Origin of the sequence: Rhizobium oryzihabitans (assembly GCF_010669145.1) — a bacterium.
Taxonomy (GTDB): domain Bacteria; phylum Pseudomonadota; class Alphaproteobacteria; order Rhizobiales; family Rhizobiaceae; genus Agrobacterium; species Agrobacterium oryzihabitans.
On sequence record NZ_CP048632.1, the window covers coordinates 1,142,021 to 1,164,925 of the forward strand.

The 22,905-nt window shown below is 61.5% G+C and carries 23 protein-coding genes; 7 read left to right on the forward strand and 16 right to left on the reverse strand.

The window, feature by feature from the left end; translation table 11 throughout:
- Positions 1 to 163 precede the first annotated feature (163 nt).
- The 5 genes from G3A56_RS06050 to G3A56_RS06070 form a co-directional block, all read right to left on the reverse strand.
- The gene (locus G3A56_RS06050; RefSeq protein WP_082184631.1) at positions 164 to 1,330 is read right to left on the reverse strand and encodes a phage portal protein; all 1,167 of its coding nucleotides are present in this window, start codon (positions 1,328 to 1,330) and stop codon (positions 164 to 166) included.
- A 181-nt stretch (positions 1,331 to 1,511) separates the two neighbouring features.
- Positions 1,512 to 1,835, reverse strand: coding sequence for a Dabb family protein (locus G3A56_RS06055; protein WP_003512096.1), 324 nt, complete (start codon positions 1,833 to 1,835; stop codon positions 1,512 to 1,514).
- A gap of 42 nt (positions 1,836 to 1,877) precedes the next feature.
- A complete protein-coding gene (locus G3A56_RS06060) occupies positions 1,878 to 2,516 on the reverse strand; it encodes a lysozyme family protein (protein ID WP_082183967.1) in 639 nt (212 codons plus the stop codon).
- A gap of 476 nt (positions 2,517 to 2,992) precedes the next feature.
- Entirely contained in the window at positions 2,993 to 4,252 is a 1,260-nt protein-coding gene (locus tag G3A56_RS06065; RefSeq protein ID WP_164056211.1) for a DNA-packaging protein, read from the reverse strand.
- 73 nt (positions 4,253 to 4,325) lie between these two features.
- Positions 4,326 to 4,865, reverse strand: a complete 540-nt coding sequence (locus G3A56_RS06070; protein ID WP_082183966.1) for a hypothetical protein — start codon at positions 4,863 to 4,865, stop codon at positions 4,326 to 4,328.
- A 434-nt stretch (positions 4,866 to 5,299) separates the two neighbouring features.
- Here G3A56_RS06070 and G3A56_RS06075 point away from each other — a divergent pair, with 434 nt between their 5' ends.
- Positions 5,300 to 6,940, forward strand: a complete 1,641-nt coding sequence (locus tag G3A56_RS06075) for an alpha/beta hydrolase (protein ID WP_164056619.1) — start codon at positions 5,300 to 5,302, stop codon at positions 6,938 to 6,940.
- A 26-nt stretch (positions 6,941 to 6,966) separates the two neighbouring features.
- Here the strand turns inward: G3A56_RS06075 and G3A56_RS06080 are convergent, their stop codons facing one another.
- A complete protein-coding gene (locus G3A56_RS06080) occupies positions 6,967 to 7,806 on the reverse strand; it encodes an SDR family oxidoreductase (protein WP_082183964.1) in 840 nt (279 codons plus the stop codon).
- 141 nt (positions 7,807 to 7,947) lie between these two features.
- On the opposite strand from G3A56_RS06080, the gene G3A56_RS06085 reads away from it, so the two are divergent.
- Entirely contained in the window at positions 7,948 to 8,316 is a 369-nt protein-coding gene (locus G3A56_RS06085; RefSeq protein WP_035242843.1) for a winged helix-turn-helix transcriptional regulator, read from the forward strand.
- A 202-nt stretch (positions 8,317 to 8,518) separates the two neighbouring features.
- Here the strand turns inward: G3A56_RS06085 and G3A56_RS06090 are convergent, their stop codons facing one another.
- Positions 8,519 to 8,950 carry an Lrp/AsnC family transcriptional regulator gene (locus G3A56_RS06090; protein ID WP_003497116.1) on the reverse strand — a complete coding sequence of 144 codons (432 nt, stop codon included), beginning with the start codon at positions 8,948 to 8,950 and terminating at the stop codon, positions 8,519 to 8,521.
- A 147-nt stretch (positions 8,951 to 9,097) separates the two neighbouring features.
- Between G3A56_RS06090 and G3A56_RS06095 the strand changes: the two genes are divergently transcribed.
- Entirely contained in the window at positions 9,098 to 10,198 is a 1,101-nt protein-coding gene (locus tag G3A56_RS06095; protein ID WP_003497118.1) for a saccharopine dehydrogenase family protein, read from the forward strand.
- Between the two features lie 159 nt (positions 10,199 to 10,357).
- On the opposite strand, the gene G3A56_RS06100 is transcribed toward G3A56_RS06095, so the two are convergent.
- Entirely contained in the window at positions 10,358 to 11,818 is a 1,461-nt protein-coding gene (locus tag G3A56_RS06100; RefSeq protein ID WP_082184629.1) for a protein adenylyltransferase SelO, read from the reverse strand.
- Positions 11,819 to 11,993: 175 nt separating this feature from the next.
- Here G3A56_RS06100 and G3A56_RS06105 point away from each other — a divergent pair, with 175 nt between their 5' ends.
- The 3 genes from G3A56_RS06105 to G3A56_RS28410 all read left to right on the forward strand — a co-directional run bounded on the left by G3A56_RS06105 (position 11,994) and on the right by G3A56_RS28410 (position 15,081).
- On the forward strand, positions 11,994 to 13,052 hold the full coding sequence (locus G3A56_RS06105) for a sensor histidine kinase (RefSeq protein ID WP_246231187.1): 1,059 nt from the start codon (positions 11,994 to 11,996) through the stop codon (positions 13,050 to 13,052).
- Positions 13,053 to 13,128: 76 nt separating this feature from the next.
- Entirely contained in the window at positions 13,129 to 14,847 is a 1,719-nt protein-coding gene (locus G3A56_RS06110; RefSeq protein ID WP_137067527.1) for a glycoside hydrolase family 32 protein, read from the forward strand.
- A gap of 60 nt (positions 14,848 to 14,907) precedes the next feature.
- A complete protein-coding gene (locus tag G3A56_RS28410) occupies positions 14,908 to 15,081 on the forward strand; it encodes a hypothetical protein (protein ID WP_082183963.1) in 174 nt (57 codons plus the stop codon).
- Between the two features lie 23 nt (positions 15,082 to 15,104).
- Here G3A56_RS28410 and G3A56_RS06115 read toward each other — a convergent pair whose 3' ends face one another.
- Positions 15,105 to 16,487 carry an MFS transporter gene (locus G3A56_RS06115; protein WP_082183962.1) on the reverse strand — a complete coding sequence of 461 codons (1,383 nt, stop codon included), beginning with the start codon at positions 16,485 to 16,487 and terminating at the stop codon, positions 15,105 to 15,107.
- 183 nt (positions 16,488 to 16,670) lie between these two features.
- Between G3A56_RS06115 and G3A56_RS06120 the strand changes: the two genes are divergently transcribed.
- The gene (locus tag G3A56_RS06120) at positions 16,671 to 16,919 is read left to right on the forward strand and encodes a hypothetical protein (protein WP_003497133.1); all 249 of its coding nucleotides are present in this window, start codon (positions 16,671 to 16,673) and stop codon (positions 16,917 to 16,919) included.
- Positions 16,920 to 16,925: 6 nt separating this feature from the next.
- Here G3A56_RS06120 and G3A56_RS06125 read toward each other — a convergent pair whose 3' ends face one another.
- The 7 genes from G3A56_RS06125 to G3A56_RS06155 all read right to left on the reverse strand — a co-directional run bounded on the left by G3A56_RS06125 (position 16,926) and on the right by G3A56_RS06155 (position 22,857).
- Positions 16,926 to 17,276: a KluB gene (locus G3A56_RS06125; protein WP_082183961.1), complete on the reverse strand. Its 351-nt coding sequence runs from the start codon at positions 17,274 to 17,276 to the stop codon at positions 16,926 to 16,928.
- Positions 17,266 to 17,535 (reverse strand): ribbon-helix-helix domain-containing protein, encoded by a 270-nt coding sequence (locus tag G3A56_RS06130; RefSeq protein WP_082183960.1) that lies wholly within the window; start codon positions 17,533 to 17,535, stop codon positions 17,266 to 17,268. The genes G3A56_RS06125 and G3A56_RS06130 overlap by 11 nt, the downstream gene beginning before the upstream one ends.
- Before the next feature lie 77 nt (positions 17,536 to 17,612).
- Complete coding sequence (gene cueR / locus G3A56_RS06135) at positions 17,613 to 18,035, reverse strand: Cu(I)-responsive transcriptional regulator (protein ID WP_082183959.1); 423 nt, start codon at positions 18,033 to 18,035, stop codon at positions 17,613 to 17,615.
- Positions 18,032 to 20,605, reverse strand: coding sequence for a heavy metal translocating P-type ATPase (locus G3A56_RS06140; protein ID WP_164056212.1), 2,574 nt, complete (start codon positions 20,603 to 20,605; stop codon positions 18,032 to 18,034). Before G3A56_RS06140 ends, cueR begins: the two co-directional genes overlap by 4 nt.
- A gap of 174 nt (positions 20,606 to 20,779) precedes the next feature.
- Positions 20,780 to 21,388, reverse strand: coding sequence for a class I SAM-dependent DNA methyltransferase (locus G3A56_RS06145; RefSeq protein ID WP_082183957.1), 609 nt, complete (start codon positions 21,386 to 21,388; stop codon positions 20,780 to 20,782).
- Positions 21,389 to 21,440: 52 nt separating this feature from the next.
- Positions 21,441 to 22,265 carry a class D beta-lactamase gene (gene blaOXA, locus G3A56_RS06150; protein ID WP_003497141.1) on the reverse strand — a complete coding sequence of 275 codons (825 nt, stop codon included), beginning with the start codon at positions 22,263 to 22,265 and terminating at the stop codon, positions 21,441 to 21,443.
- Positions 22,266 to 22,377: 112 nt separating this feature from the next.
- Positions 22,378 to 22,857, reverse strand: coding sequence for a YcgN family cysteine cluster protein (locus G3A56_RS06155; protein ID WP_003497144.1), 480 nt, complete (start codon positions 22,855 to 22,857; stop codon positions 22,378 to 22,380).
- Positions 22,858 to 22,905: the final 48 nt, after the last annotated feature.

The following is a 22,905-nucleotide window of genomic DNA, read 5'->3' on the forward strand; positions in this document are numbered from 1 at the left end:
TCGGGCAGACGCACTGCGTCGCCCGCAGGCGTTCTTTGCGCGTCTGCGACGGGTGATTTCACGAATCTTCAGAATCGCTTGGGCGGAAGTTCTCAGAAAGAGAGTCCGCGTCTTCAGAAAATGCTTGAGCAGGAAACCGGGGGGCGATCCCGCTGCGGCGCGATCAATAACCGACAGCTTCGCGCTTTTCCTCGTCGGAGAGAAACGACGCAGCGCCGATGCGCGTCCACAGCGCGTCCCGCTCGCCGGCAAGCCCGGCGATCCTGTCGAGATCCGGTTCCAGCCGCAGCCCGGCGCCGAAGGTCGGCGACAGCCAGCCGCAGAGCCTTGCCGCCGTGCGGTAAACAAGCGGCAGCACGGTGAGACGATAAAAGGCGCGGTTGGCCTCCTGGTAGTTGGCATAGGTGTTGTCGCCGGGAATGCCGATCAGCATCGGCGGCACGCCGAGAGCGAGCGCTATATCCCGCGCCGCACCGTTGCGCGCCTCCAGAAAGTCCATGTCGCGCGGCGAAAGCCCCATGGCCTTCCAGTCGAGCCCGCCTTCCAGAAGAAGCGGCCGGCCAGCATTCATCGCGCCCTGATAACCTTCCTCCAGTTCGCGCTTCAGCCGTTCATATTGCTCGGTGGAAAGATTGCCGCCCTCCTTCGGCTGGTAGACCAGCGCGCCGGAAGGCCGGGCGGAATTGTCGAGCAGGCGTTTGTTCCAATGGCTTGCGGCATTGTGCAGATCAAGTGCTGCGCCCGCCGAAGCAAGTGGCGCAAAACCCGCCCGGTCGTCGAGCGGATGGAAAAGCTTCAGGTGCAGCAGGCCCAGCCCATCCCGTTCGGCTGAGATGCGCCTGATGGCGCGGCCCTCGGCACGGTAGTCGTAACCCACCGGCCAGCCGTCTGACCCCTCGATGATGCTGACCCGGTCGGGCCTGAGAAGATGCAGTTCACGCAGGCGTTCGCCGATCAGCAGCGGCTCGATATAGGCGTTTCCGGCAAGCATCAGGTGGCCATAAAGCGCCTCGAAGAAATCCGGCCCGCCCATGTGGGCGCTCGGCTTGGCCAGAAGCGCCAGCAGCGGATGATCGGTTATCTCCTGATCACCATCGTAAAGCAGCCAGCTGACCGACGCGGACGCTTCCGCCACCATGCGGGCGGCGCGGTGCGCCACCGGGTTTTTCATGAAGCCCTCGCGGGCAAGTGCGGCATAGGAACGGCCCGACCAGAAGGCCTGTCCGCCCTGTGCCGCCACCGCCATGAAACCGCCCGTCGCCGTCTTGCGTTCAGGCACGGCTCTGCCATCCGCCGGGCGCCGCCACGGCAGGGAAAACGGAAATCGCATGGAATTGTCCTTGTTGTGCCGCCGTGCGGCGTCCATATGCCGTCACCCCGGACTAGATCCGGGGTCCAGCCAGCCCAAGTCCTTGGGCTGAAAAGGCTCTTCTCGCCGCGCAGACGCGCGTCAGCTGGATTCCTGTGACAGGCACAGGAATGAGGGTGGAGGGCTTGGATCTTGACGAGACTTAACGGATCGGCGCTTTCACCGCGGTATCGCTGTTGAAATCGGCAGCAACACGGGTCTCGCGCAGCGGCTTTACCGTACGGGTGGAAAGATCATAAGCGGGATCGGCCTTGTAGGCGGCCAGCGCCGCCTCGTTTTCAAACTCGCCATAGACGATGAAGTCGACCGAGTTGCCCCACTGGTCCTTCTTCACGTTCTCGCCGATTTCCAGCTTCAGCGAATGCGGTATGGCGGTGAGCCCGGAAAGCCCCTTGCGCACGGCGTCGCGGTTTTCCTCGGGAACGGTGAAAAAAACGATATGGCGGATCACGGTGTCACCTGTCATGCAAAATTCGAATTCGGCCTTTGGGCGCCGAGTAACGGGTTATCATCTGGCCCGCCCGGGTTCAATCCGCGCTGCGACAAGGGCGCCATGAAATGCCCGCCCGTAGTTCCCGACAAGCTGCGCCCGGTCGCTGCCATTGATGACGGCGCGCGCGCCCTCCCAATCCTCGCGTTCTGCGCTGAAGAAATCGGAGAGACTGCGGCCGGTAAAACTGCCGGCAACCATGCCGCAGATCAGGATCGTCGTCGCCACGTCCGGCTCCATGGCCCGCTCGGGGCGGGCCAGAAGATCCACACCGGTCAGGCGCGACATCGCCTCGTAATTGCGGCGATGTGTCAGCTGCACGAAACCACGCCCAAGCCAGCTTTTGCCCTCAGCGTCCGGCCGCCAATAGGGTTTGCGCACCATGGGCAGCCTGCCCGCCGCAAAAGCCCGGTCGAGCCTTGCGATCGCCTCCGTATCGCCAGCCGCCAATGTCTCACACACCGGCTGCATGGTCGCTGCCGTCTCGTGGAAGGTGGTGGCCAGCATATAGGCCAGCCAGCGCGGATCGCCGTCCGGCATGGCCTTCTCGAAACCGGCAAGTATGGTCTTCGTGCCGGCAAGCTGCGTGGCGCGCAGGCGGCCACCGAAGATCGAAATCCGCACCGACGCGAAGAATCGCGCCTCGTCATAGGCCATAGCCGGCTCCTGAAAATCGGGGGCGATGTAACGCCCGGTTTTTCCACATGACGGCCGTCAGGACTAAATCGATTTGAAAAAACCTAATCGATTTTAATCCGCAGGCCGGGGTTTTGGGGTAAAAAATTCCTTGAGTTCGGGAACCTTGGAGCGCTAACTCCATTCACCGCGCACTTCCGCAGCGTTGACCATTCAAGGAGGAATGCCACCATGACAGCGACAATCCCCCAGACCGTTTATGACCGTCTCGAGAACGAGTGGCGCCAGATGCGCGAAACCGGCACCCAGCCGAAGCCGGCGCAATCTCCGAAGAAATAAATAAAGATCGGGTTTGACGACAGCGTCTCTCCTATCTCTACGTCATCCTCGCCCTTGACCCGAGGATCCACGGCTTCAATGCCGAATGGATCCTCGCGTCAAGGGCGAGGATAACGGTGGATGTGTTTCGGCACGGCCTTTAGAGCGTCCGCCTTGTCTCACATCCCCCGCACCCTCGGCTCATTCGCCACCATCGTCGTCAATGCCGTTATCGCCCACACCAGCGCATCCAGCCGGTCCGGCGAACGACCTGACGACAAGCCGCCGGGTCCGAAATCCGTCATCTGGTCGGTGAGCTTTTCAAACCGTGCGGCGTGGCGCACCCTGCCCTGTTCGTAAAGTGCGGCCACCGGCTCGGCGCGGGTGAATTTGCCCCGGCTTGCCCGCACCAGCGTCAGCGGCAGGTTGGCGTCGATGCTCTGCAGCATCGCCCGCACCATCTCGCCGCCCTGGTTGACCTCGGCCACAACCCGGTCGGCCTCGTGGTGACGGGCGGCAGCGACCACGGCGCGCGCCCAGCCGGCCGGCGTTTCGCCTTCCACCGAACAATCCGCAAGCACCACCAGTCTGCCGGACATGCCGAGCCCCGCAACGACAATGCCGCAGCAGGAATTCTCCCCGACCCCGGCGGGCGGATCGACCGCCACCACGATCCGTGCCAGCGGCTCATGCGCCGCCTCCACAATCGCTTCCAGGTCGGAACGTTTCCACAGCGCGCCCTCGCGCTCGTCGATCAGCTCGCCGCCGATTTCCTGACGTCCCAGCCGGGTGCCGCCGTAGCGGTCATGCATGGCTTTCAGGAAACCGGGCGACAGGTTTTGTGCATTCATAGCCGTCGGCATCCGCGCCACCCGGCTTGAGGGGTCGGCGAGAAGCGCTTTCAGGAGCGGAATGGGCCGTGGCGTCGTCGTTACCAGTTGCCGTGGGGCCTCCCCCAGACGCAGGCCGAATTGCAGCATGTCCCAGGTTTCCTGCGGATATTTCCATTTTCCGAGTTCATCGGCCCAGGCCATGTGAAATTGCGGTCCGCGCAGGCTTTCAGGGTCTTCAGACGAAAACACCTGCGCCATCGCGCCGTTCGGCCAGACGAGACGGCGGCGCGACACTTCGAAAGCAGGACGGCGGCGGCGGGCAATGCGGCAGATGCCGGAAATGCCGTCGATCATCACCTCACGGGCATCCCCCAGCGTTTCCGCCACCAGCGCGATACGCAGATCCGAATGTTGCGCGGCGGACGCAATCCTGTGCACCCATTCCGCGCCGGCGCGGGTCTTGCCGGAGCCACGCCCGCCGATCAGAAGCCACGTCCGCCAGTCGCCCTCAGGCGGCTGCTGCGGCAGGTTGCCGATGAAGCGCCAGTCGCGCAGAAGGGTATGGACCCGTTCCTGCAGATGGGGGTCGGGCGAGAAGTTCGTCATCTGGTCCCGCCTCCTCGGCCTTCGGCTTCATGTTCATTGGGCAGCCTTCAACAGTCCCGACGTCACCCCCGCCTCAAGGGCAGGCATGACGGAGTTGCGGGGGCTCGTCCGTAACCGCACTTTCCGCCTCCATCCGCGCGCGGCATTTCTGCTCGGCCAGTTCGTCGATACGTTGGAGGAAATGCGCCACCGCAGCTTCGTAATCTTCGGTATCGGTGTCATCCTCTCCGGAAAGCGCGGCGCGCTCTTCCGCCAGAAGCCTTTGCAGGACATCGATCCTCTCCAGCGTGCGGACGACCACCGAAAGCTGATCCGTCGCGGCCTTCACATCGGCGCGCGCCTGTTTACCCGAAGTGTCTTCCGCCGCCGCCAGCAATGCCGCCTCGCTCGCCTGACGCAGGTTGCGATACATGTGAAACTGATCGCGCATCTCCACCGTCAGCTCGTTCAGCATCTGCCGCAGCTCGCCGTTACGCGCCGCATCCTCGGCGGCCAGCTTGTCGGCCCGCGACTTTGTCTCGGGCGCGGTGTCCGTCACGCACTCGCTTCCATAGGCGGGCCTCTCCGGCCACGCGCTGTAAAGCGCCGGATCGCAATTGGGGGAACTCGTCATGGCGATTGATCCGCGAGATAACAAGATGAATGCGACAGAGCGTATCGGTCAGGGAAATTCCACCCTCGGAACCGGTTCAGATTGCAGACAAGCTGCAAGGCCCATCGTCGTCATCCTCGGGCTCGACCCGAGGATCCACGTTTTGAGCGGCTATGGATCCTCGCCTCAAGGGCGAGGATGACGTCGGATAGGGCAGAAGGTTTGTCATCAAACACGAACACAACCTGTCAAACCGGCTTCTTCCCTCAGCCGCAAATCTCCGACTGTATCCAAACACTATCAAACCACCGTCACGCTGTAAAGGATTATTTTCCTATATTCATGATTTTTATCCTTACCACAGGGTTTGCACCCTCGCCCGCCGCATATTACACTCGGCGGCAAGCGGTGAGCAGAAGGGGCAGGTCAAGTTGGTGAAACAATGGGTTGAGCGGTTGTTTGCGGGTCTTTCGGCAACCGGCATCGTCTTCGGCACTATTCTGTTCTGCGCTTCGCTCACACCGTCTCTTCTGCCGCGCACCTGGCTGATGCAGGGTGTGCTGTGCGGATTTTCCTTTGCCATCGGTTATCTGATCGGCGTGGCGATACACGCGGTCTGGGCCTATCTCGAACTGCCCGAACCCTCGCGCCATAATGCGCGTGGCATTCGTTTCCTCATCGCGCTTGCCAGCGCCATCACGGCCATCGCGTTTTTATGGCAGGCGAAAGACTGGCAGAATTCCATCCGCATCCTGATGGAACTTGATCCGCTGCCCAGCGCCCACCCCACCAAGACCGGCGGCGTTGCGGTGCTGGTCGCCGCGCTCCTCATCGGCGCGGGCCGGCTTTTCCAGCTCATCCGGCGGTTCTTTTCCGCGCGCAGCCGTCATTTCCTGCCGCGCCGGCTTGCCAATGTGCTTGGCATCGCCGCCGCCATCGTGCTGTCCTGGATGCTGCTGAACGGTCTGATCTTCGACATCGGCCTCAGATTTGCCGATTCATCGCTGAAACAGGTCGATGCGCTGATCGAGCCGGATGTGCCGCGCCCGTCCGACGCACTCAAGACCGGCAGCAGCGCTTCCCTGATGAGCTGGGAATCGCTTGGCCGCAGAGGCCGTGAATTCGTGGCCGGCGGGCCGGAGGCACAGGAGATTTCCGCCTTCACCCACCGCCCCGCCAGGGAGCCGCTGCGGGTCTATGCCGGGCTCAACTCGGCCTCGACGCCCGAGGAAAGAGCAGCGCTTGCGCTGGAAGAACTGAAGCGGGTCGGCGGTTTCGAGCGCAAGGTGCTGCTGGTCGTCATTCCCACGGGCACCGGCTGGATCGACCCGGAAGCGCTCGACACAGTTGAATATCTGCACGACGGCAATGTCGCGAGCGTCGCCGTGCAATATTCCTATCTTTCGAGCTGGATCGCACTTCTGACCGAACCGGATTACGGTGTGGAAACGGCGCGCGCGCTGTTTCAGGCCGTTTATGGCTACTGGACGACCCTCCCGAAGGAGACGCGGCCGAAGCTCTATCTGCATGGCCTCAGCCTCGGCTCGCTCAATTCGCAGAAATCCTCCGATCTTTACGATGTGCTGGCCGATCCCTTCCAGGGCGCGCTGTGGAGCGGCCCGCCCTTTTCCAGCCCCACATGGCGCATGGCGACCAATGGGCGGGTGAAGGGCACGCCGGAATGGCTGCCGCGTTTCCGCGATTCCTCCGTCATCCGCTTCGCCAACCAATATACCACCGCCCATATGCCCGGCGTGGCGTGGGGGCCGATGCGCATCGTCTATCTGCAATATGCGAGCGATCCGATCACCTTCTTCGAGGCCGCCTCGCTTTACCGGCGGCCGGAATGGATGGCCCATCACGGACCTGACGTTTCCACATCCTTCCGCTGGTTCCCGGTAGTCACCCTGCTGCAACTCGGGCTCGATGTTGCCGCCGCCACCACGGCGCCGATCGGTTACGGCCATGTCTATGCGCCGGAACACTATATCGATGCGTGGACGGAGGTGACGGAACCGGAAGGCTGGAGCGCCGAGGATATCCAGCGGCTGAAGATGTTCTTCAAGGCCCGCCGCGGCTCCACCGATCCGGCGTGAGCGCGGCGGGCGTATCGCTCTGAGCGTCAGCCCTTCAGCACGTCCACATGGTCGCCCACATAGGTCTCCAGCGAACGCGGCGCACGGCCGGTCAAAGTCTCGACATCGCCCGTCACCGCCGATGTCCAGCCCTCGCGCACCGGGTGGAAGATAGAGGCGAGGAAAGAGGCATAGTCCTTCGGAACGCCAGCGCCGGTGAGAATGGCGATGAAGGCCTCGTCCGAAACCGCGCTATAGCCGACCGGCTTGCCGATTGCCTGCGAGATGATCGCGGCCGCCTCGCCGTAACCGAACGCTTTCGGGCCGGTCAGGTTGAACGCCTTGCCATCGAAGGCATTCGAGGTCAGGGCGGCGGCGGCACTGTCGGCGATGTCGCGTACATCGATGAAGCTCGACTTGCCCTCGCCCGCCGGAACGGCGATCTCGCCGTGTTCGATGCCGGCCTTCCAGTAGGTGTGGAAATTATCCGCAAACCAGTTGGGGCGCAGAATGACGTAAGGCACGCCAGACGCGATGATCTTCAGCTCGATCTGGCGATAGGGAATGGAATCATCGGCATCGACGCCGAAGACGCTGAGGAACACGATCTTCACCTCGCGGCGTGCAGCTTCCTGAACCACCGGCGTCAGCGCGTCGATGGCATCCAGACGCCCGCCCGCCAGGATCAGAAACAGCCGGTCCACGCCGTCGAAGGCATCAGCGTAAGTCGAGGCATCGGTATAATCAAACCTCACACCTTCCGCGCCGTCCGCCGCCTTGCCGCTACGCGAGGCCGCCTTCACGCTTTCGCCCTTGGCCAGAAGCGCCTTGACCAGCGGCGTGCCGATGGTGCCTGTCGAACCGATTACAAGTATCTTGCCTGTCATCTCAAATATCCTTAGTATCTAATGGAAACCATGTTTCGAGAACACACATACTGCGTGTTGGAAATCATTAAAAGAGAGCACTTTTCGGTTATCTGGTATCCTTGCGGAAACCGGCACGGCCATTGAAGAAGGATGATATCGATGGAACGCGTTTATGACGTTTACGAGGACCGCTGCCCCACACGCATGGTTCTGGACAGGATCGCCGACAAATGGGCGCTCTTGATCCTCGACAAGCTGCGGCTGGACCCCGTGCGCTTCAACCTGCTGCGGCGCGAGATCAAGGGCATTTCGCAAAAGGTCCTGTCGCAGACGCTGAAGAAGCTGGAGCGCGACGGGCTGATTTCCCGGCAGGTCTTTCCGACCGTGCCGGTGACGGTCGAATATTCGCTGACGCCGCTCGGGCGGACGCTGACCGACACGGTGGCGGCGCTTGCCCATTGGGCGGAGGGTAATATCGACGCGGTGATGGCGGCACAGAGGGCTTATGACGAGCGGGCGGTGGTTTAGGGTAAGCTCACCGTCTTTAACACCTCCCTCATTCCTGTGCTTGTCACAGGAATCCAGCTGACGCGCGTCTGCGCGGCGGGAGAGTCTTTTCAGCCCAAGGACTTGGGCTGGCTGGATCTCTGTGACAAGCACAGAGATGAGGAAAGAAGAGAGTATCACGCGCACCCACCGGCCTTTGCACCCACCGCACGCCCCAAGTCCCCTACCGCGAAATCCGCGTCGAAAGAATGATCGACGATAACGTCCGCTCCACGCCATCCAGCGCGCCGATCCGGTCGATCAGCCGGTCAAGGTCGAGGATGGAAGGCGCTGCCAGAATGGCGATCAGGTCGAAAGTGCCGCTGACCGAATGCAGCGTCGTCACCTCCTTGATGGCGGAAAGCGCCGCCGTCACCCCCGGCAGCGCCTTTGGCCCGATGGTGATCAGCACATGGGCGCGCACCAGCCCCGACAGATAGCTTTCCGCAAGCCTCAGGCCATAACCGGCGATCACGCCGTCGGCCTCCAGCCGCTCGATGCGGGCCTGTACCGTGGTGCGCGAAAGGCCGAGTTTGCGTGCCAGTTCCGCCACCGGCATGCGGGCATTTTCGGAAAGCAGGGCCAGCAGTGCCCGGTCCTTTTCGGCAATCGTCATAGTGACCAATCCTGTCGTCTAACTGCGCAATATTAACCAACTATCTGCACATAGTGAAGCTGCGAATCGTCAATAAAAGCTGGCATTCTGTCTTTGAAGCGCATCCGGTGCGCGCACATATGCGAATTTACTGCGGGGAACAAAAACATGAAAAACATTGTCGTCATCGGCGCGGGCAATATCGGTTCGGCCATCGCCTGGATGCTGGCTGCTACCGGCGATTATCGCATCACGGTTGCCGATCGCTCGGCCGACCAGCTGGCAAATGTGCCGGCGCATGAGCGCGTCGACACGGAAATCGTCGACATCACCGATCGTCCCGCTCTGGAAGCACTGCTGAAGGGCAAGTTCGCCGTGCTTTCCGCCGCCCCCTTCCACCTGACGGCGGGCATTGCGGAGGCGGCCGTCGCCGTCGGCACGCATTATCTCGATCTCACCGAAGACGTCGAATCCACCCGCAAGGTCAAGGCGCTGGCGGAAACGGCGCAGACCGCACTCATTCCGCAATGCGGCCTTGCCCCCGGCTTCATCTCCATCGTGGCCGCCGATCTCGCGGCCCGGTTCGACAAGCTGGACAGCGTGCGCATGCGCGTCGGCGCGCTGCCGCAATATCCGTCCAACGCGCTCAACTACAACCTCACCTGGAGCACGGACGGGCTGATCAACGAATATATCGAGCCCTGCGAAGCAATCGTCGAAGGCCGCCTTACCGCCGTTCCCGCCCTTGAGGAACGCGAGGAATTCTCGCTCGACGGCGTGACCTATGAGGCCTTCAACACGTCAGGCGGCCTCGGCACGCTTTGCGCCACGCTGGAAGGCAAGGTGCGGACGATGAATTACCGCACCATCCGTTATCCCGGCCATGTGGCGATCATGAAGGCGCTTTTGAACGACCTCAACCTGCGCAACCGCCGCGATGTGCTGAAGGATCTTTTCGAAAACGCCCTGCCCGGCACCATGCAGGATGTGGTCATCGTCTTCGTCACCGTTTGCGGCACCCGCAATGGCCGTTTCCTGCAGGAAACCTATGCCAACAAGGTCTATGCGGGTCCGGTTTCCGGCCGGATGATGAGCGCCATCCAGATCACCACCGCCGCCGGCATCTGCACGGTTCTCGACCTTCTCGCGGAAGGCTCTTTGCCGCAGAAGGGCTTCGTCCGGCAGGAAGAAGTGGCGTTGCCGAAATTCCTCGAAAACCGGTTCGGCCGGTATTACGGCACGCATGAGCCGCTCGCCCGGGTTGGGTAAAGAAAACGGCTGCAGTTTCTCCCGTCATGCCGGACTTGATCCGGCATCCAGCCAGCCCAAGTCTTTGGGTTGAAATGACTCTCTCCGCCGCGCAGACGCGCGTCGACTGGATGCCGGATCAAGTCCGGCATGACGGGGAAGGCCACGACCTTATCCCAACTACGTCCCGCAAAACGTCCGAAATACCCTCTCATGGCTCATCGGTGGCTGCATGTAGACGAAATTGTCCGGCCGTTCCTCGAAGGGCGTTGCAATTGCGGCCAGCATGGCGTGGAAGGGTTCAAAATCATCGTCCTCCACCGCCGCCGCGATCAGTTCCTCGATGCGGTGGTTGCGCGGAATGATGGCCGGATTGGTCGAGAGCATCGCCTGTGACCTTGCAGCGGCGGAAACACCTTCCCGCGCGGCCCTCTCCCGCCAGCGCCCCAGCCATTCATCCGCCCCGGCAATATCGATGAACATGCCGCGAAACGGCTCGGCATCTCCGTCGGCCGCATGGGAAAGACGCCGGAAGGTCAGCGTGTAATCGGCCTCCGATGCCTGCATCAGCGCCAGCAACGCCTGCACCAGATCGATGTCACCCTCTTCCTCCACCGTCAGGCCCAGTTTCTCCCGCATGCCGGCAAGCCAGCGCTTGGGAAAGGCAGCGGCGAAATCGGCGAGCACGGCGTTGGCGAGCTCGGCTGCTTTTTCGACTTGAGAGTCGAGCAGCGGCAACAGGCATTCCGCCAGCCTTGCGATGTTCCACTGGGCGATGCCCGGCTGGTTGTTGAAGGCGTAGCGCCCCTGCGCATCGATGGAGGAGAACACCTTGTTGGGATGATATTCATCAAGGAAGGCGCAGGGCCCGAAATCGATGGTCTCGCCGGAGACCGCCATATTGTCGGTATTCATGACGCCATGGATAAAGCCCACCATCATCCAGCGGGCGATGAGTTCACACTGCCGCTGCGCAATCCCCTGCAAAAGGGCGAGGTAAGGATTGCCGGCATTTTTCGCTTCGGGATAGTGGCGCTCGATCACGTAGTCCGCGAGGTTCCTGATCGCCTCGTCATCCTCGCGCGCCGCGAAGAACTGGAAGGTGCCGACACGGATGTGGCTGGCCGCAACGCGGGTGAAAACGCCGCCCGGCAGACCGACCTCGCGCTGCACCCTTTCACCGGAAAGGACGGCGGCCAGTGCCCTTGTCGCGGGAATGCCGAGCGCAAACATCGCCTCCGACACGATATATTCACGCAGCACCGGGCCGAGCGCCGCGCGCCCGTCTCCCCTTCGCGAAAACGGTGTCGGGCCGGAGCCTTTGAGCTGGATATCACGGCGTTTGCCGTTTTTGTCGATCACCTCGCCGAGGAGAATGGCGCGACCGTCGCCGAGCTGCGGCACGAAACCGCCGAACTGGTGGCCCGCATAGGCCATGGCGAGCGGCTCGGCCCCTTGCGGCACCACATTGCCGGAAAAGATCGCCGCCAGCCTTTCATCATCGAGGCCTGATACGTCGAGAAGAAGCTCGTCGGCAAGCGCACGGTTGAAAGCGATGAGACGCGGCGCCTTCACCGGCGTTGGCAGCACGGCGGCGCTGAAACGCTCCGGCAGGCGGGCATAGGAATTGTCGAATCTGATCACGGGTAAACTCCCTGCTTTTGCCTGATATGGCCATTTTCACGCCCGTTTTCGAGTGCGAAATTTGCAATTGTCAAAAGCTGCGCCGGACTTCGGAAAAATCAGTTTGAACTGTACGTATATTTGAACATACAAACAGCCAATAGATGAGTGACAGTTCAAGCAGGATATCCTGGTGCCAGACTTCCCCCATGACGACAGTGAGATGGGCAAGGCCATCCGCCACTTCGACTGGTCCTCGACAAGCGTGGGCCCGATCAGCACATGGCCGGTATCACTCAAAACCACCGTGCAGATGATCCTCAAGCAAGGGCATGCAATCTGTCTGTTCTGGGGGCCTGACCTCAACATCATCTACAACGACGCCTACCGCCCGTTTCTTGGACTGAAGGAAGAGGGTGCGCTCGGCAAGCCGTTTCACATCATCTGGTCCGATGTCTGGAACGATGTGAAACACTTCGTTGATCAGGCGCTGTCCGGCACGGGCACGTTCGCCGAGGACATGCACCTCGTCATGGACCGCAACGGTTATCCCGAAGACACCTACTGGACCTTTTCCTACAGCCCGCTTTACGACGACCAGGGCGTGATCGCGGGGCTGATAGACATAGCCGTCGACACGACCGGGGCGGTGCAGAGCCGCAGCCGGGAAGAGCTTCTGCGGCGCGAACTCGTCCACCGGGTCAAGAACACGATGGCGATCACGACTGCCGTCGTCAGCGCCACCCTGCGCCATTCGCAATCGCTTGACGAGGCGCGCGACACCATCAAGAAGCGCATCGCGGCGCTCGGCAACGCCCAGAACCTCATGCACGCCTCCGGCCAGGGCACCAGCATAGCCGAGCTTATCTACAGCAGCGTGCATCCGCATCTGGACGACAGGACCCGCGTCACGATATCCGGGCCGGACTTGGAAATCGCGCCGCAACAGGCGCTTGGCCTGTCGCTCGCCGTCTATGAACTGGCGACCAACGCTTTGAAATACGGCGCTCTTTCCAATGAAAACGGAAAGGTCGACATTGTCTGGACGCTGGATGAGGATGATCGTTTCGCGTTGCGCTGGCGGGAGGCCGGCGGGCCCGCGGTCAGGACGCCGACGCGCAAGGGTTTCGGTTCGCGGCTTACCAACCAGATCGTCGCGGCCTATTTCTCAGGCGAAGGCCGCACCTTCTACCATCCCGACGGGCTGGTATTCGAACTGGAAGGCAAATACGAAACAACAACGCCGGACTGAAGCCGGGAGTTGAACTTTCTTTCGTCCCATTCGTTGCGTTTCCTGAACCAGAAACGCCGCAACGAAAGGAACGGGAATGACCGTCGTTGAAGCCGTAGCCGCCGAGCCGGAAAGCGCCATCCGCACCCTTCACACCGACCTGCCGGTCAATGCCACCTTCCATGTCTGGCTGAAGGCGAAGAAACCGGCCGAACCCGGTGCCGTCTCCTTCTCCAATGCGAACGGAAAATTCGCTGAGGTTTCAAGCCTCAACACGGAAGAGTTCGGTTTTCGAATCTACCAGGTCTTCGGCGGCGGCCATGTGGAGCTGAGTTACGACACGGTCACCACAGCCGTTTCCGTCATCTACTGGTTCACCGCTTCGGACGTGCTCGAAACCGGCATCACCGTCGTTCACACCAAGCCTGACAATGCGGCACCCGAGTTGCCTGACAGCTATCACTTCCGCCCGCCCTTCGGCTGGATGAACGATCCCAACGGTTTCGGACGGTTCGAAGGCAGGCCGCATCTGTTCTATCAGCATTATTCACACGGGCTGCGCTGGAACACCATGCATTGGGGCCATGCCGTCTCGTCGGATTATCTTCGCTGGCGGCACCTGCCGATCTTTCTTTTCCCCTCCGAGGATCTGACGACCCGGCCCGACAAGCGCGGCGGCGCCTATTCCGGCTCCACCATTCCGCTGGTGGAAGGCACGGGCATCCGCGTGTTCTTCACCGAGCAGGTGCAGGACCGCATTCCCGAACAGCAGATCCAGCTTACCGCCACATCCTCCGATCTCATCATGGCCGGACAGGCCGAGGTCATCCTCGGCCACCGACCGGACGGACAGGGGCTGACACCGGATTTCCGCGATCCCTACGTCTTTCGCGGTCCCGATGGGCTTTGGAAAATGGTGCTCGGCAGCCAGAGCGACGGTGGTGGCGTCATTCTTCTTTATGAAACACTCGATCCGACTGCGGCCTCCGGCTGGACCTATGTGGGCAAGCTGTGGGTGGAAACGCGCTACAAGACCACGGCCATCGAATGCCCCTGCCTGCTGCCGCTTGACGGCCCGGCCAATGCCCGCTCCACCCGCTGGGTGCTGGTCTATGGGCTGATGCATTCGGAAGACCCGGAGACCGGCCGCAAGAACCTGACCATGGCCGATGTCGGCTGGTTCGATGGCAAGACATTCAACAGGGAATTCGGCCAGGAACTGGATTTCGGCACCGACAATTACGCCTTTCAGGCATTTCTCGATGGCGACAGCATCATCGGTATCGGCTGGCTTGCCAATTGGGCGGATGCCAACCCGGAAATCGATTTCCCCACCTCCATGACCCTGCCGCGCCGCATTCACTATTCGAACGGCGAGCTTCTGACGCCGCCGATCGGTGCTGCGGAAAGCCTGCGCAGCCATATTCTCGACCGCACGCGTCTGGCGGCCGGCGAGCGCGTTACCTTCATCAACGGGGCGGTGGAAATGCTGATCGAGCTTGCCTCGCCCGGCGCGCCTTTCGAGCTGGCCCTCGATCATCCGGCGGTGACGCTTGGTCTCGTCTCCGATGAAACCGGCCTGTGGATCCGCCATGAGGACGGGCGTGACGGCCCCTCCCCGCATTATATCGCCAAGGGCGCGAGGGCATCGCGCATCCGCATCTTTCTGGATTACGGCTCCATCGAGGTCTTTGCCAATCGGGGCCGCTATGTCGGCACGAAACGGATCGAGGGTTTCGAGCCCGTGCGCTCCGCCATGCTCAGAGCAGCACCCGGCACCGTGGTGCACGCCACCACCTGGGCGCTGCGACCCTGAGGAACCTTTTGGCGGATCTGGCTGTTGATCATTGAGAAAACCGCCCGAAGGAGAAACGGCATGACCAAAATCAGCGATTCAAGCGATCCCATTCTGTTTCCGACCGAAGCCCACGAAAACAAGGGTGAGAAGAAACGCGCCGGCAAGGGCATCATCATCATTATCGGCGCAATCGCGATCATGTCCTTCGTCGTCTATCTGGCGGCGATCACCATCGCCGCCACCCAGTCGTAAACCACGCGCCACGTGGCGGAGATTTAACGCTCTGCGCTCCGCAGCCCGCGCGTGGTGAGGATCGCCAGCAGCGACACCAGAACACCCAGCCCATAAAGATAGACCATCGGCATCGTCACATCGGCGCGTTCGATCTGCGTGACAAGATCGGTTGCCGCGGCGACGGTGCCGCTTGCACCGGCTCCGGCTGCCGCACCCAGTGTCGCGACCGTGGGCAGCAGCGCGCCCGTCATCTTGCGCTCTTCCTCAGGCGCCGCCTCCATGGCCGCCTGGCTGATACCCGCCCAGGACATGCCGAAAGCCGAACCGATCAGGATTTGCCCGATGAGCATTTCCATCCAGTTCCCCGTCGAAAGCCCCAGCCCCAGCAGAGCGCAGCCCGGCACCATCTGGTAAGGCCCGTAATGCAGGCAAATTTCCCGCAGGCGGCCGGAACGCAGGCTGCCGATGAGCATGGCGACGAAGCTCCAGGCAAGCGGCATCGTCACGACGATGAAACCTGCGAAGGTCGGCTCATATTGCCAGAGATTGATGGCGACATAAGCGAGATAGACGCTGCCCAGCGCATGGGCATAGGACATCAGGAACAACACCCAGAAACCGCTGCCAAGCACCGTTTTCAGCCGGAAGGAATCCGTCGGGAAAAGGCCGGTCGAAGGGCGGACGCCCGCCTTCAGCGAGGCCCATAACAGCGCTGCGCCGGCAAGCAGGGCAATGACGCGCAGGCTCGCATCCTCGAAGGCGGAAGGCGCGGAAAAGGCCAGCGCGCCGACAAGGCAAAGAGCCAGGGGAACCAGCGGCTTGCGCGTCGCAGCGACCGGCCTCTCAGCGGATACGGCAGAGTTGGTATAGGCCAGCAACAGCGCAATCAGCGGCGCGGACAAAAGAAAGGTCGCGCGCCAGGAGAGGTGCTCGGTGGCAAAACCGCCGGTCAAAGGCCCGATGAAAGATGCGACCGCCCATATGGCCGCCTCGATGGCGAAGACCTTCGGCAGCAGGGCGGAACGGAAACCGGCAGGTATGAGGCTGTAGCACACCGCCACGATCAGGCCATCGGCAAGCCCCTGCAAGGCCCGGCCGATGACGACCCAGAGGAAGCTGTCGGCAAGCGCCGACATGACGGAGCCGATGGAAAAGATCAGGCAGCACAGGAGGAGAACGGCGCGCGCGCCAAATCGCTCGCGAAACAGGACGGCGGTGACGCCACCCGCCACGGAACCGACGAAATAGAGGCTGTAGGCCCAGCTATAAAATGCAGCGCCGCCAATCTCGCGCACGGCCACCGGCAGGGCAGTTACCACCGCGAACTGATTGAAGGCATGCAGGCCGATACCGGAGGAAATGACGGTCAGAAGCGAGAGGTTCGCCCCGCTCAACAATTCCATCCAGCCATTTTTCTCCGTCATTTCCACACTCGTCAAAGCCGTATCCTTTCCATTTTTGCGATACGGCGGGCAAACTAGAACCTCAAGCACTATTGAGGTCAAGACGCCTTTTTCACGCGATGCCGTTTGAGCGAATCGACCGGTCTCAGGAACCCTCTGCGCCCCCGGCCGTTTGCGCAATGACCCGATAGAAAGGATATCGTCATGGACCGCAAGAAAGCTGTACCCCTCAACGAAGACGCCATGAATGAGGACCTGCTCGATCTCGACATCGACGCCCTTCCGGCAAAGGGAGAAATTCCGCAATCCATCGAACAGGAAATCGAGGAAGAAGAAGCCGAGAGCGAGGATGACCCCTATCAGGAAAGCGACGAGGCCCTTCCCGACGACGCGGAAGAACGGGTGATCAACCGCAATCCCTCACGGGAAGGCGGGGCGTTCGACGAGGTCTGAAAACGACTATGGGCGGGGCGCAAGGCGCTTCAACATGTGGCGCAGATTGTCCTGCCCGCCAAAAAACACCGCGAGAATACGCACGGTCTTTTCGCCCTCATCAACATCGAAATAAAATACCGCCTGATTTTTTGTGACCCGGCGCAGGCCCGGCAATATTTCGGATGACAACGTCCCCTGAAAAGGCGCCTTGTGCAGAGCCTCCATATCCACCTCAATAGACGCAATACGCCTCGCAGCCCGTGCGAAAGCCGCAGGCAGAGCATCGCCAAGGTCCAGATAGGACTGGACGAGATGGTCCAGAATGAGACCAAGGTCCTGATCCGTTTGCGTCGAACGCAGGACCTTAAAGGCCATAACCGGCCTTTTTGGCTGCGATCATGGCCGTCGTCCTGTCCTTGCCGTCTTCGACAGAGACGAAGTCTCCCTTCCCGCGCTCAACCAGTAAAACTCGAAGCGCGGCGAGTTCGGCCTCCTTCAGTTCCGTTTCCTGTCGGAGCAGCTCCAGTCCGCGCTGCACCACGGCGCTGAGGCTCGCGTAACGCCCCTCCTCAACCAGCCTGCGGGCAAAGATATCCTGCTGATCGGAAATGGATACGGATGCCTTGACCGACATTGCGGCGCTCCCTTTATCGTGGAAGATGGTGCTACTCAGTAGCACATCTTCCATCTTCGTTCCAGCCGCATTGCAGCTCAGTGGGTTCTGGCGGCCTTGCCGGCGCTCTTTTCAGCGCCCGCGAGATCGTCAAGGATGGGGCAATCGGGCCGGTGGTCGCCGCCGCAGCAATGGGCAAGGTGGGACAGCGTCTTCACCATGCCCTTCATCTCGGCGATCTTCTGCTCGAGATCGGCGATGTGGACGAGCGCGATTTCCTTGACCGCCGAACTCTCGCGGGTCTTGTCCTGCCAGAGTTTCAGCAGCGTCTCGGTTTCTTCGAGCGAGAAACCGAGCGTGCGCGCCCGCTTGATGAAGCGCAGATTGTGCACGTCCTGCTCACCATAGACCCGGTAATTATTGCCCGTGCGGGCGGCGGGGGTGATGAGGCCGATCTGCTCGTAATAACGGATCATCTTGGCGGAAACGCCCGATGCTTCCGATGCCTGGCCGATATTCATGACGTCACCTCCCGATGGGCCACCTTCGCCCGTTTCAACCGCAGCGCATTGGCAAGAACAAAGACGCTGGACAGCGCCATGGCGCCCGCGCCGATCATCGGCGACAGCGTGATGCCGAAGGCAGGATAAAGCACGCCCGCCGCGACCGGTATCAGCGCCACGTTATAACCAAAGGCCCAGAACAGGTTTTCCTTGATGTTGCGCATGGTCGCCCGGCTCATCTCGATGGCGTTGACTGCGCCCAGAAGATCGCCGCCAACCAGCACCACATCGGCGCTTTCAATGGCGACATCCGTGCCGGTGCCAACGGCGATGCCGATATCGGCCTCGGCCAGCGCCGGCGCGTCATTGATGCCGTCACCCACGAAGGCCAGCACCTTGCCGCCTGCGCGCATCTCGTGGATGGCCTTCACCTTGCCCTCGGGCAACACTTCGGCCACAACGCGGGAAATGCCGACCTGCCGGGCGATCGCGTTCGCCGTGCGTTCATTGTCGCCCGTCACCATCGCCACTTCGATACCCATGGCCTGCAACGCCCTGATGGCAGTCACACTCGAGGGTTTCAGCGGATCGGCGACGGCAATCGCGGCGGCCAGCCTGCCGTCGATGGCGGCATAAAGCGGCGTCTTGCCCTCGTCACCCAGCCTTGCGGCGGCTTCGGCAAAGATATCCACGGAATGGCCGAGTTTCGCCATGTAGCGATCCGCGCCGACTTCGACCCTGCGGCCATTGACGGTGGCGGCGATGCCATAACCCGTCACGCTTTCGAAGTTTTCGACGGTCGCAGGTTCGAGTCCTGCAGGGGTCGCACCCTTCTTTTCTTCCGCAGCCCGGACGATGGCTTCGGCAATCGGATGCTCCGAGCGGCCCTCGACGGCGGCGACGAGCGCCAGCACCTCGTTATCGGCGAAGCCTTCCGCAACCACCAGATCGGTCAGTTCCGGGCGACCCTTGGTGACAGTGCCGGTCTTGTCGACCACGACGATCTGCGCCGAACGCAATTCCTGCAGCGCCTGTCCCTTGCGGAACAGCACGCCAAGTTCCGCCGCCCGGCCGGTGCCGACCATGATGGATGTCGGCGTGGCGAGACCCATGGCGCAGGGGCACGCAATGATGAGCACCGCCACGGCATTGACCAGCGCGAAAGTATAGGCAGGCTCGGGACCGACGATCGCCCAGACGATGAAGGTCAGAACCGCAATGGCGATGACGACAGGCACGAACAGCGCGGTGACGCGGTCCACCAGCAGCTGGATCGGCAGCTTGGACCCTTGCGCCTCCTCCACCATGCGGATGATCTGCGACAGCATGGTGTCGGCACCCACCTTGGTTGCCCTGAACTTGAAGGCGCCTGTCTTGTTGATGGTGCCACCGACAACCGTTGCGCCAATGGTCTTTTCCACCGGCACGGGTTCGCCAGATATCATGGATTCATCGACATAGGACGAGCCTTCGACGACTTCGCCATCCACCGCCAGCCTTTCGCCGGGACGGATAACGACGATATCGCCCGCGACCAGATCTTCCGGCGAGATATCGATGGTGCTCCCGTCACGCTCCACCCGGGCGGTCTTTGCCTGCAGGCTCATCAGCTTGCGGATGGCATCTCCCGTGCGGCCACTGGCGCGGGCTTCGAGAAGACGCCCGGTCAGGATCAGCGTCACGATGACGGTGGCCGCTTCATAATAGACGAACCGGGCCTCTTCCGGCAGCAGATCGGGCGCGAAGGTGACGACGACCGAATAGAGATAGGCCGCGGTGACGCCCAGTGCCACCAGCGAATTCATTTCCGGTGCGCCACGCAGCAAAGCGGGAAAACCGGTCTTGAGGAAGCGCAGGCCCGGCCCGAAGATCACTGCCGTCGCCAGCACGAAGTACACATAATAGAGGTTCTGCGTCTCGACGACGCCCATCAGCCAGTGATGCATCGGCTCATAGAGATGGCCGCCCATTTCCAGCACGAAAAGCGGCGCGGTCAGGATTGCGGCAATCGTCAGGTCGCGCTTCAGCGCCCCCTCTTCGCCCGCATGCCGCATATGGTCGTGGCCACCGGTTGCGCCGGCTGCCTCATGAGCCTGACCCTGATGATGTCCATGGTGCCCGTGATGGGCCGAATGATCGTGCGCCCTCGGCGTTTTCAGCGTAAAACCGGCAAGCCTTGCCGTTTCAACAAGTGCATCGCGTTCGCGCCGGCCGCCGATCATGTCCACGGTAACCTTGGCCGAGGCAGCGTCAACCTTGACGGCAACGATGGTGGCGACCGCCTCCAGAACGGCGTTGAGCCGTTCTGCATTCGCCTCGCCGTGCAAACCTTCCACCAGAAATTCCTGCCGTTCCGGGGCGATGTCGTAACCGACCTTCTTAATGGCGGCGCCAAGCACCCTGGCCGAGAATCCGTCCGCAGGTTCGATGGTGAGTTTCTTCGTGGCGAAGTTGACGGAACTGGATAGGACACCGGGCACCTTGGCGGCTGCCGTTTCCACGCGGCGAACGCAGGAGGCGCATGTCATGCCTTCCACTGGAATGGAAACCGGGTCTTGTGAATGGGCGTGTCTGACTGTCTCGTTCATGGGAAATCCCCTTTCGAGACCTTATGTAGAGATTCCCATGATGGGAAGGTCAAGGTATGAGCAAGCTTTTTGTTGAACACACAATCGTGAGCACAGCCGCAGACCATAAAACCAGTAATATCAAGGGGGTCACGCGGCTTGCGGGCTGAGATGGGCGGGCTGCGAAACCGACGGTCAGGCCACGGCGCGTCTGGAGAGGTAAACCGTCGCTCCGCCGCAATCCGGATCCTCGACGATATGATCGAGAAGCCGGAACCCGTGCGCTGCAAGCAGGCTTTCATATTCTTCCCGGGCAAGGCTTGCGTGATAAAGCGGCGTTCGCTGAAAAGTCCCGATCGCTTCGCCCTGCCCCGGTCCGGCCGTGAACATCAAAACCGCACCGCCATTGGCGTGCTGCCGGAAAATTGCGAACATGCGGCGCTGATCCTCCGCGTTCAGATGGAAAAAACTGTGCCAGGCAATCAAACCGTCAAAGCGGCGGCCAAGCGCGAGTTTTCGCATATCGGCAACCACCCAGAGCTTTTCCGGAAATCTGGCGCGACAAAGTTCGATCAGCGGCAATGACGCATCGATGCCCGTCACGTCATAACCGTTGCCGATGAAATAGCCGGCAATCGGCTCGCCGGAACCGCAACCAATATCGAGAATGGAAGCGCCCTGCGGCAAGAGCGACGCGAACCTGTCCAGCCATGGTTTCTCGGCAAGCGAACGACCGCGCAGACTGTCGAAATCGGCGCCGTGGTCATTATAGAGCCTGATGACATCATTGGAGATATCCGACATGCGCGTATCCTTTTCGGACAAAGGTCAAGCCGGGGTCAACCCGACAGCGCAATCACCTGTGCACCGCCAGCCGCGGAATATCGCGCAGGAAGGCGTCGCGCACCGCGGGGCCTAGCGGCTCGTTCGACGGTTTGTCGGAAACGCGCAACCTGGCGAAGACAATGTGCTGGCCTTCGCGTTCCGCCCAGCCGACAAACCAGCCGAAGGGGCGATTGCGGTCGGGGTTGCCTTTTTCGTCGCGCATATAGCCGGTGCCGGTCTTGCCGTGCACCGCCCAGCTTTCCGGCGCGTCGAAAACCGGTACGATCGCCCTTGTCTTCGCCTGCGCGTCACGGGAAAAAGGCAGATTTCCGGCCAGCAGACGGCGGATGAAACCCACCTGTTCAACCGGCGAGATCGTCAGCGACGATCCGAGCCAGGAATGGGTCAGCCCGTTATTCTTGCCCGGCTCGCCGGAAACATCGGTATTGCCGTAACCGAGACGCTTCACATAGGCGGCGAATTTTTCCGGACCGAGGCGGCGGGTGATTTCCCGGGAGTACCACAGCACCGAATCCTGCTCCCATATGGTGGGATCGACCGTTTTACGGTCCGAAGCGCGGGCTTCCGTGCCGGGTTTCCAGTCCCAGGCGGGGCTTTTCTCATCCTGAAGAATACCGGCATCATAACCGATCAGCGCGAGCGGCACTTTAAAGGTGGAGGCCGGCGCCACGCGCTGGTCGCAGGCGCCCTGCTGATTGATGACCGCGCCGGTTTCGATGGAGGTGACGAGCGTGCACTCGAAGGCCTGCGGTTGTTGCTGGGCGAAAGCGGAAAGCGGCAGGAGGCCCGGAAGGGCAAGGCACGAAAGAACGATGGCGGGCAGCCGGTAGCGCATGCGTTTTGATGTCCCTCGTCCACATTTTGCGGATCATTTGCCTGAATGGTAAGAGCGGTTTAGGTGACTGATGGGGCAGGAATAGGACCAAAACGAGAATTGGCGCTTTCCGTCAAGTCCGCTCCTTTTCGCCTGCCCTCTCACCCACTGTCAGCGGCCAGTCGACCACATAATCCTCGAAGTCGTCAACATCCACATCCGCCTCGCTCACCGTGCGGCCGCGCGCGGAAATGCCGGCCTGATGCACAGTCTCGGTGTCGCCTGAGACGAGATAGTGCCACCAGTACAGATCCTTGCCGTCGCGCACCAGCGCATAGGCGCAGGTGGGCGGCAGCCAGCCAATCTCATGCACCTTCTTCAGATCGAGCTGGATGCAATCCGGCACCGTGGCGCGGCGGTTTTCGTAGTCGGAGCACCGACAGCTTTCGCCGTCGAGAAGCACGCAGCGGACCGAGGTGAACACCACTTCGCCGGTGTCCCAGTCCTCCAGCTTGTTCAGACAGCACAGGCCGCAGCCGTCGCACAGGCTTTCCCATTCCTCACCCGTCATCTCGGTGAGCGATTTGGTTTTCCAGAACGGCGCGTCATTCATCGTTAACATTTCCGTTTCATTTTGATTACTTGGACGGGAGTGTTTAAC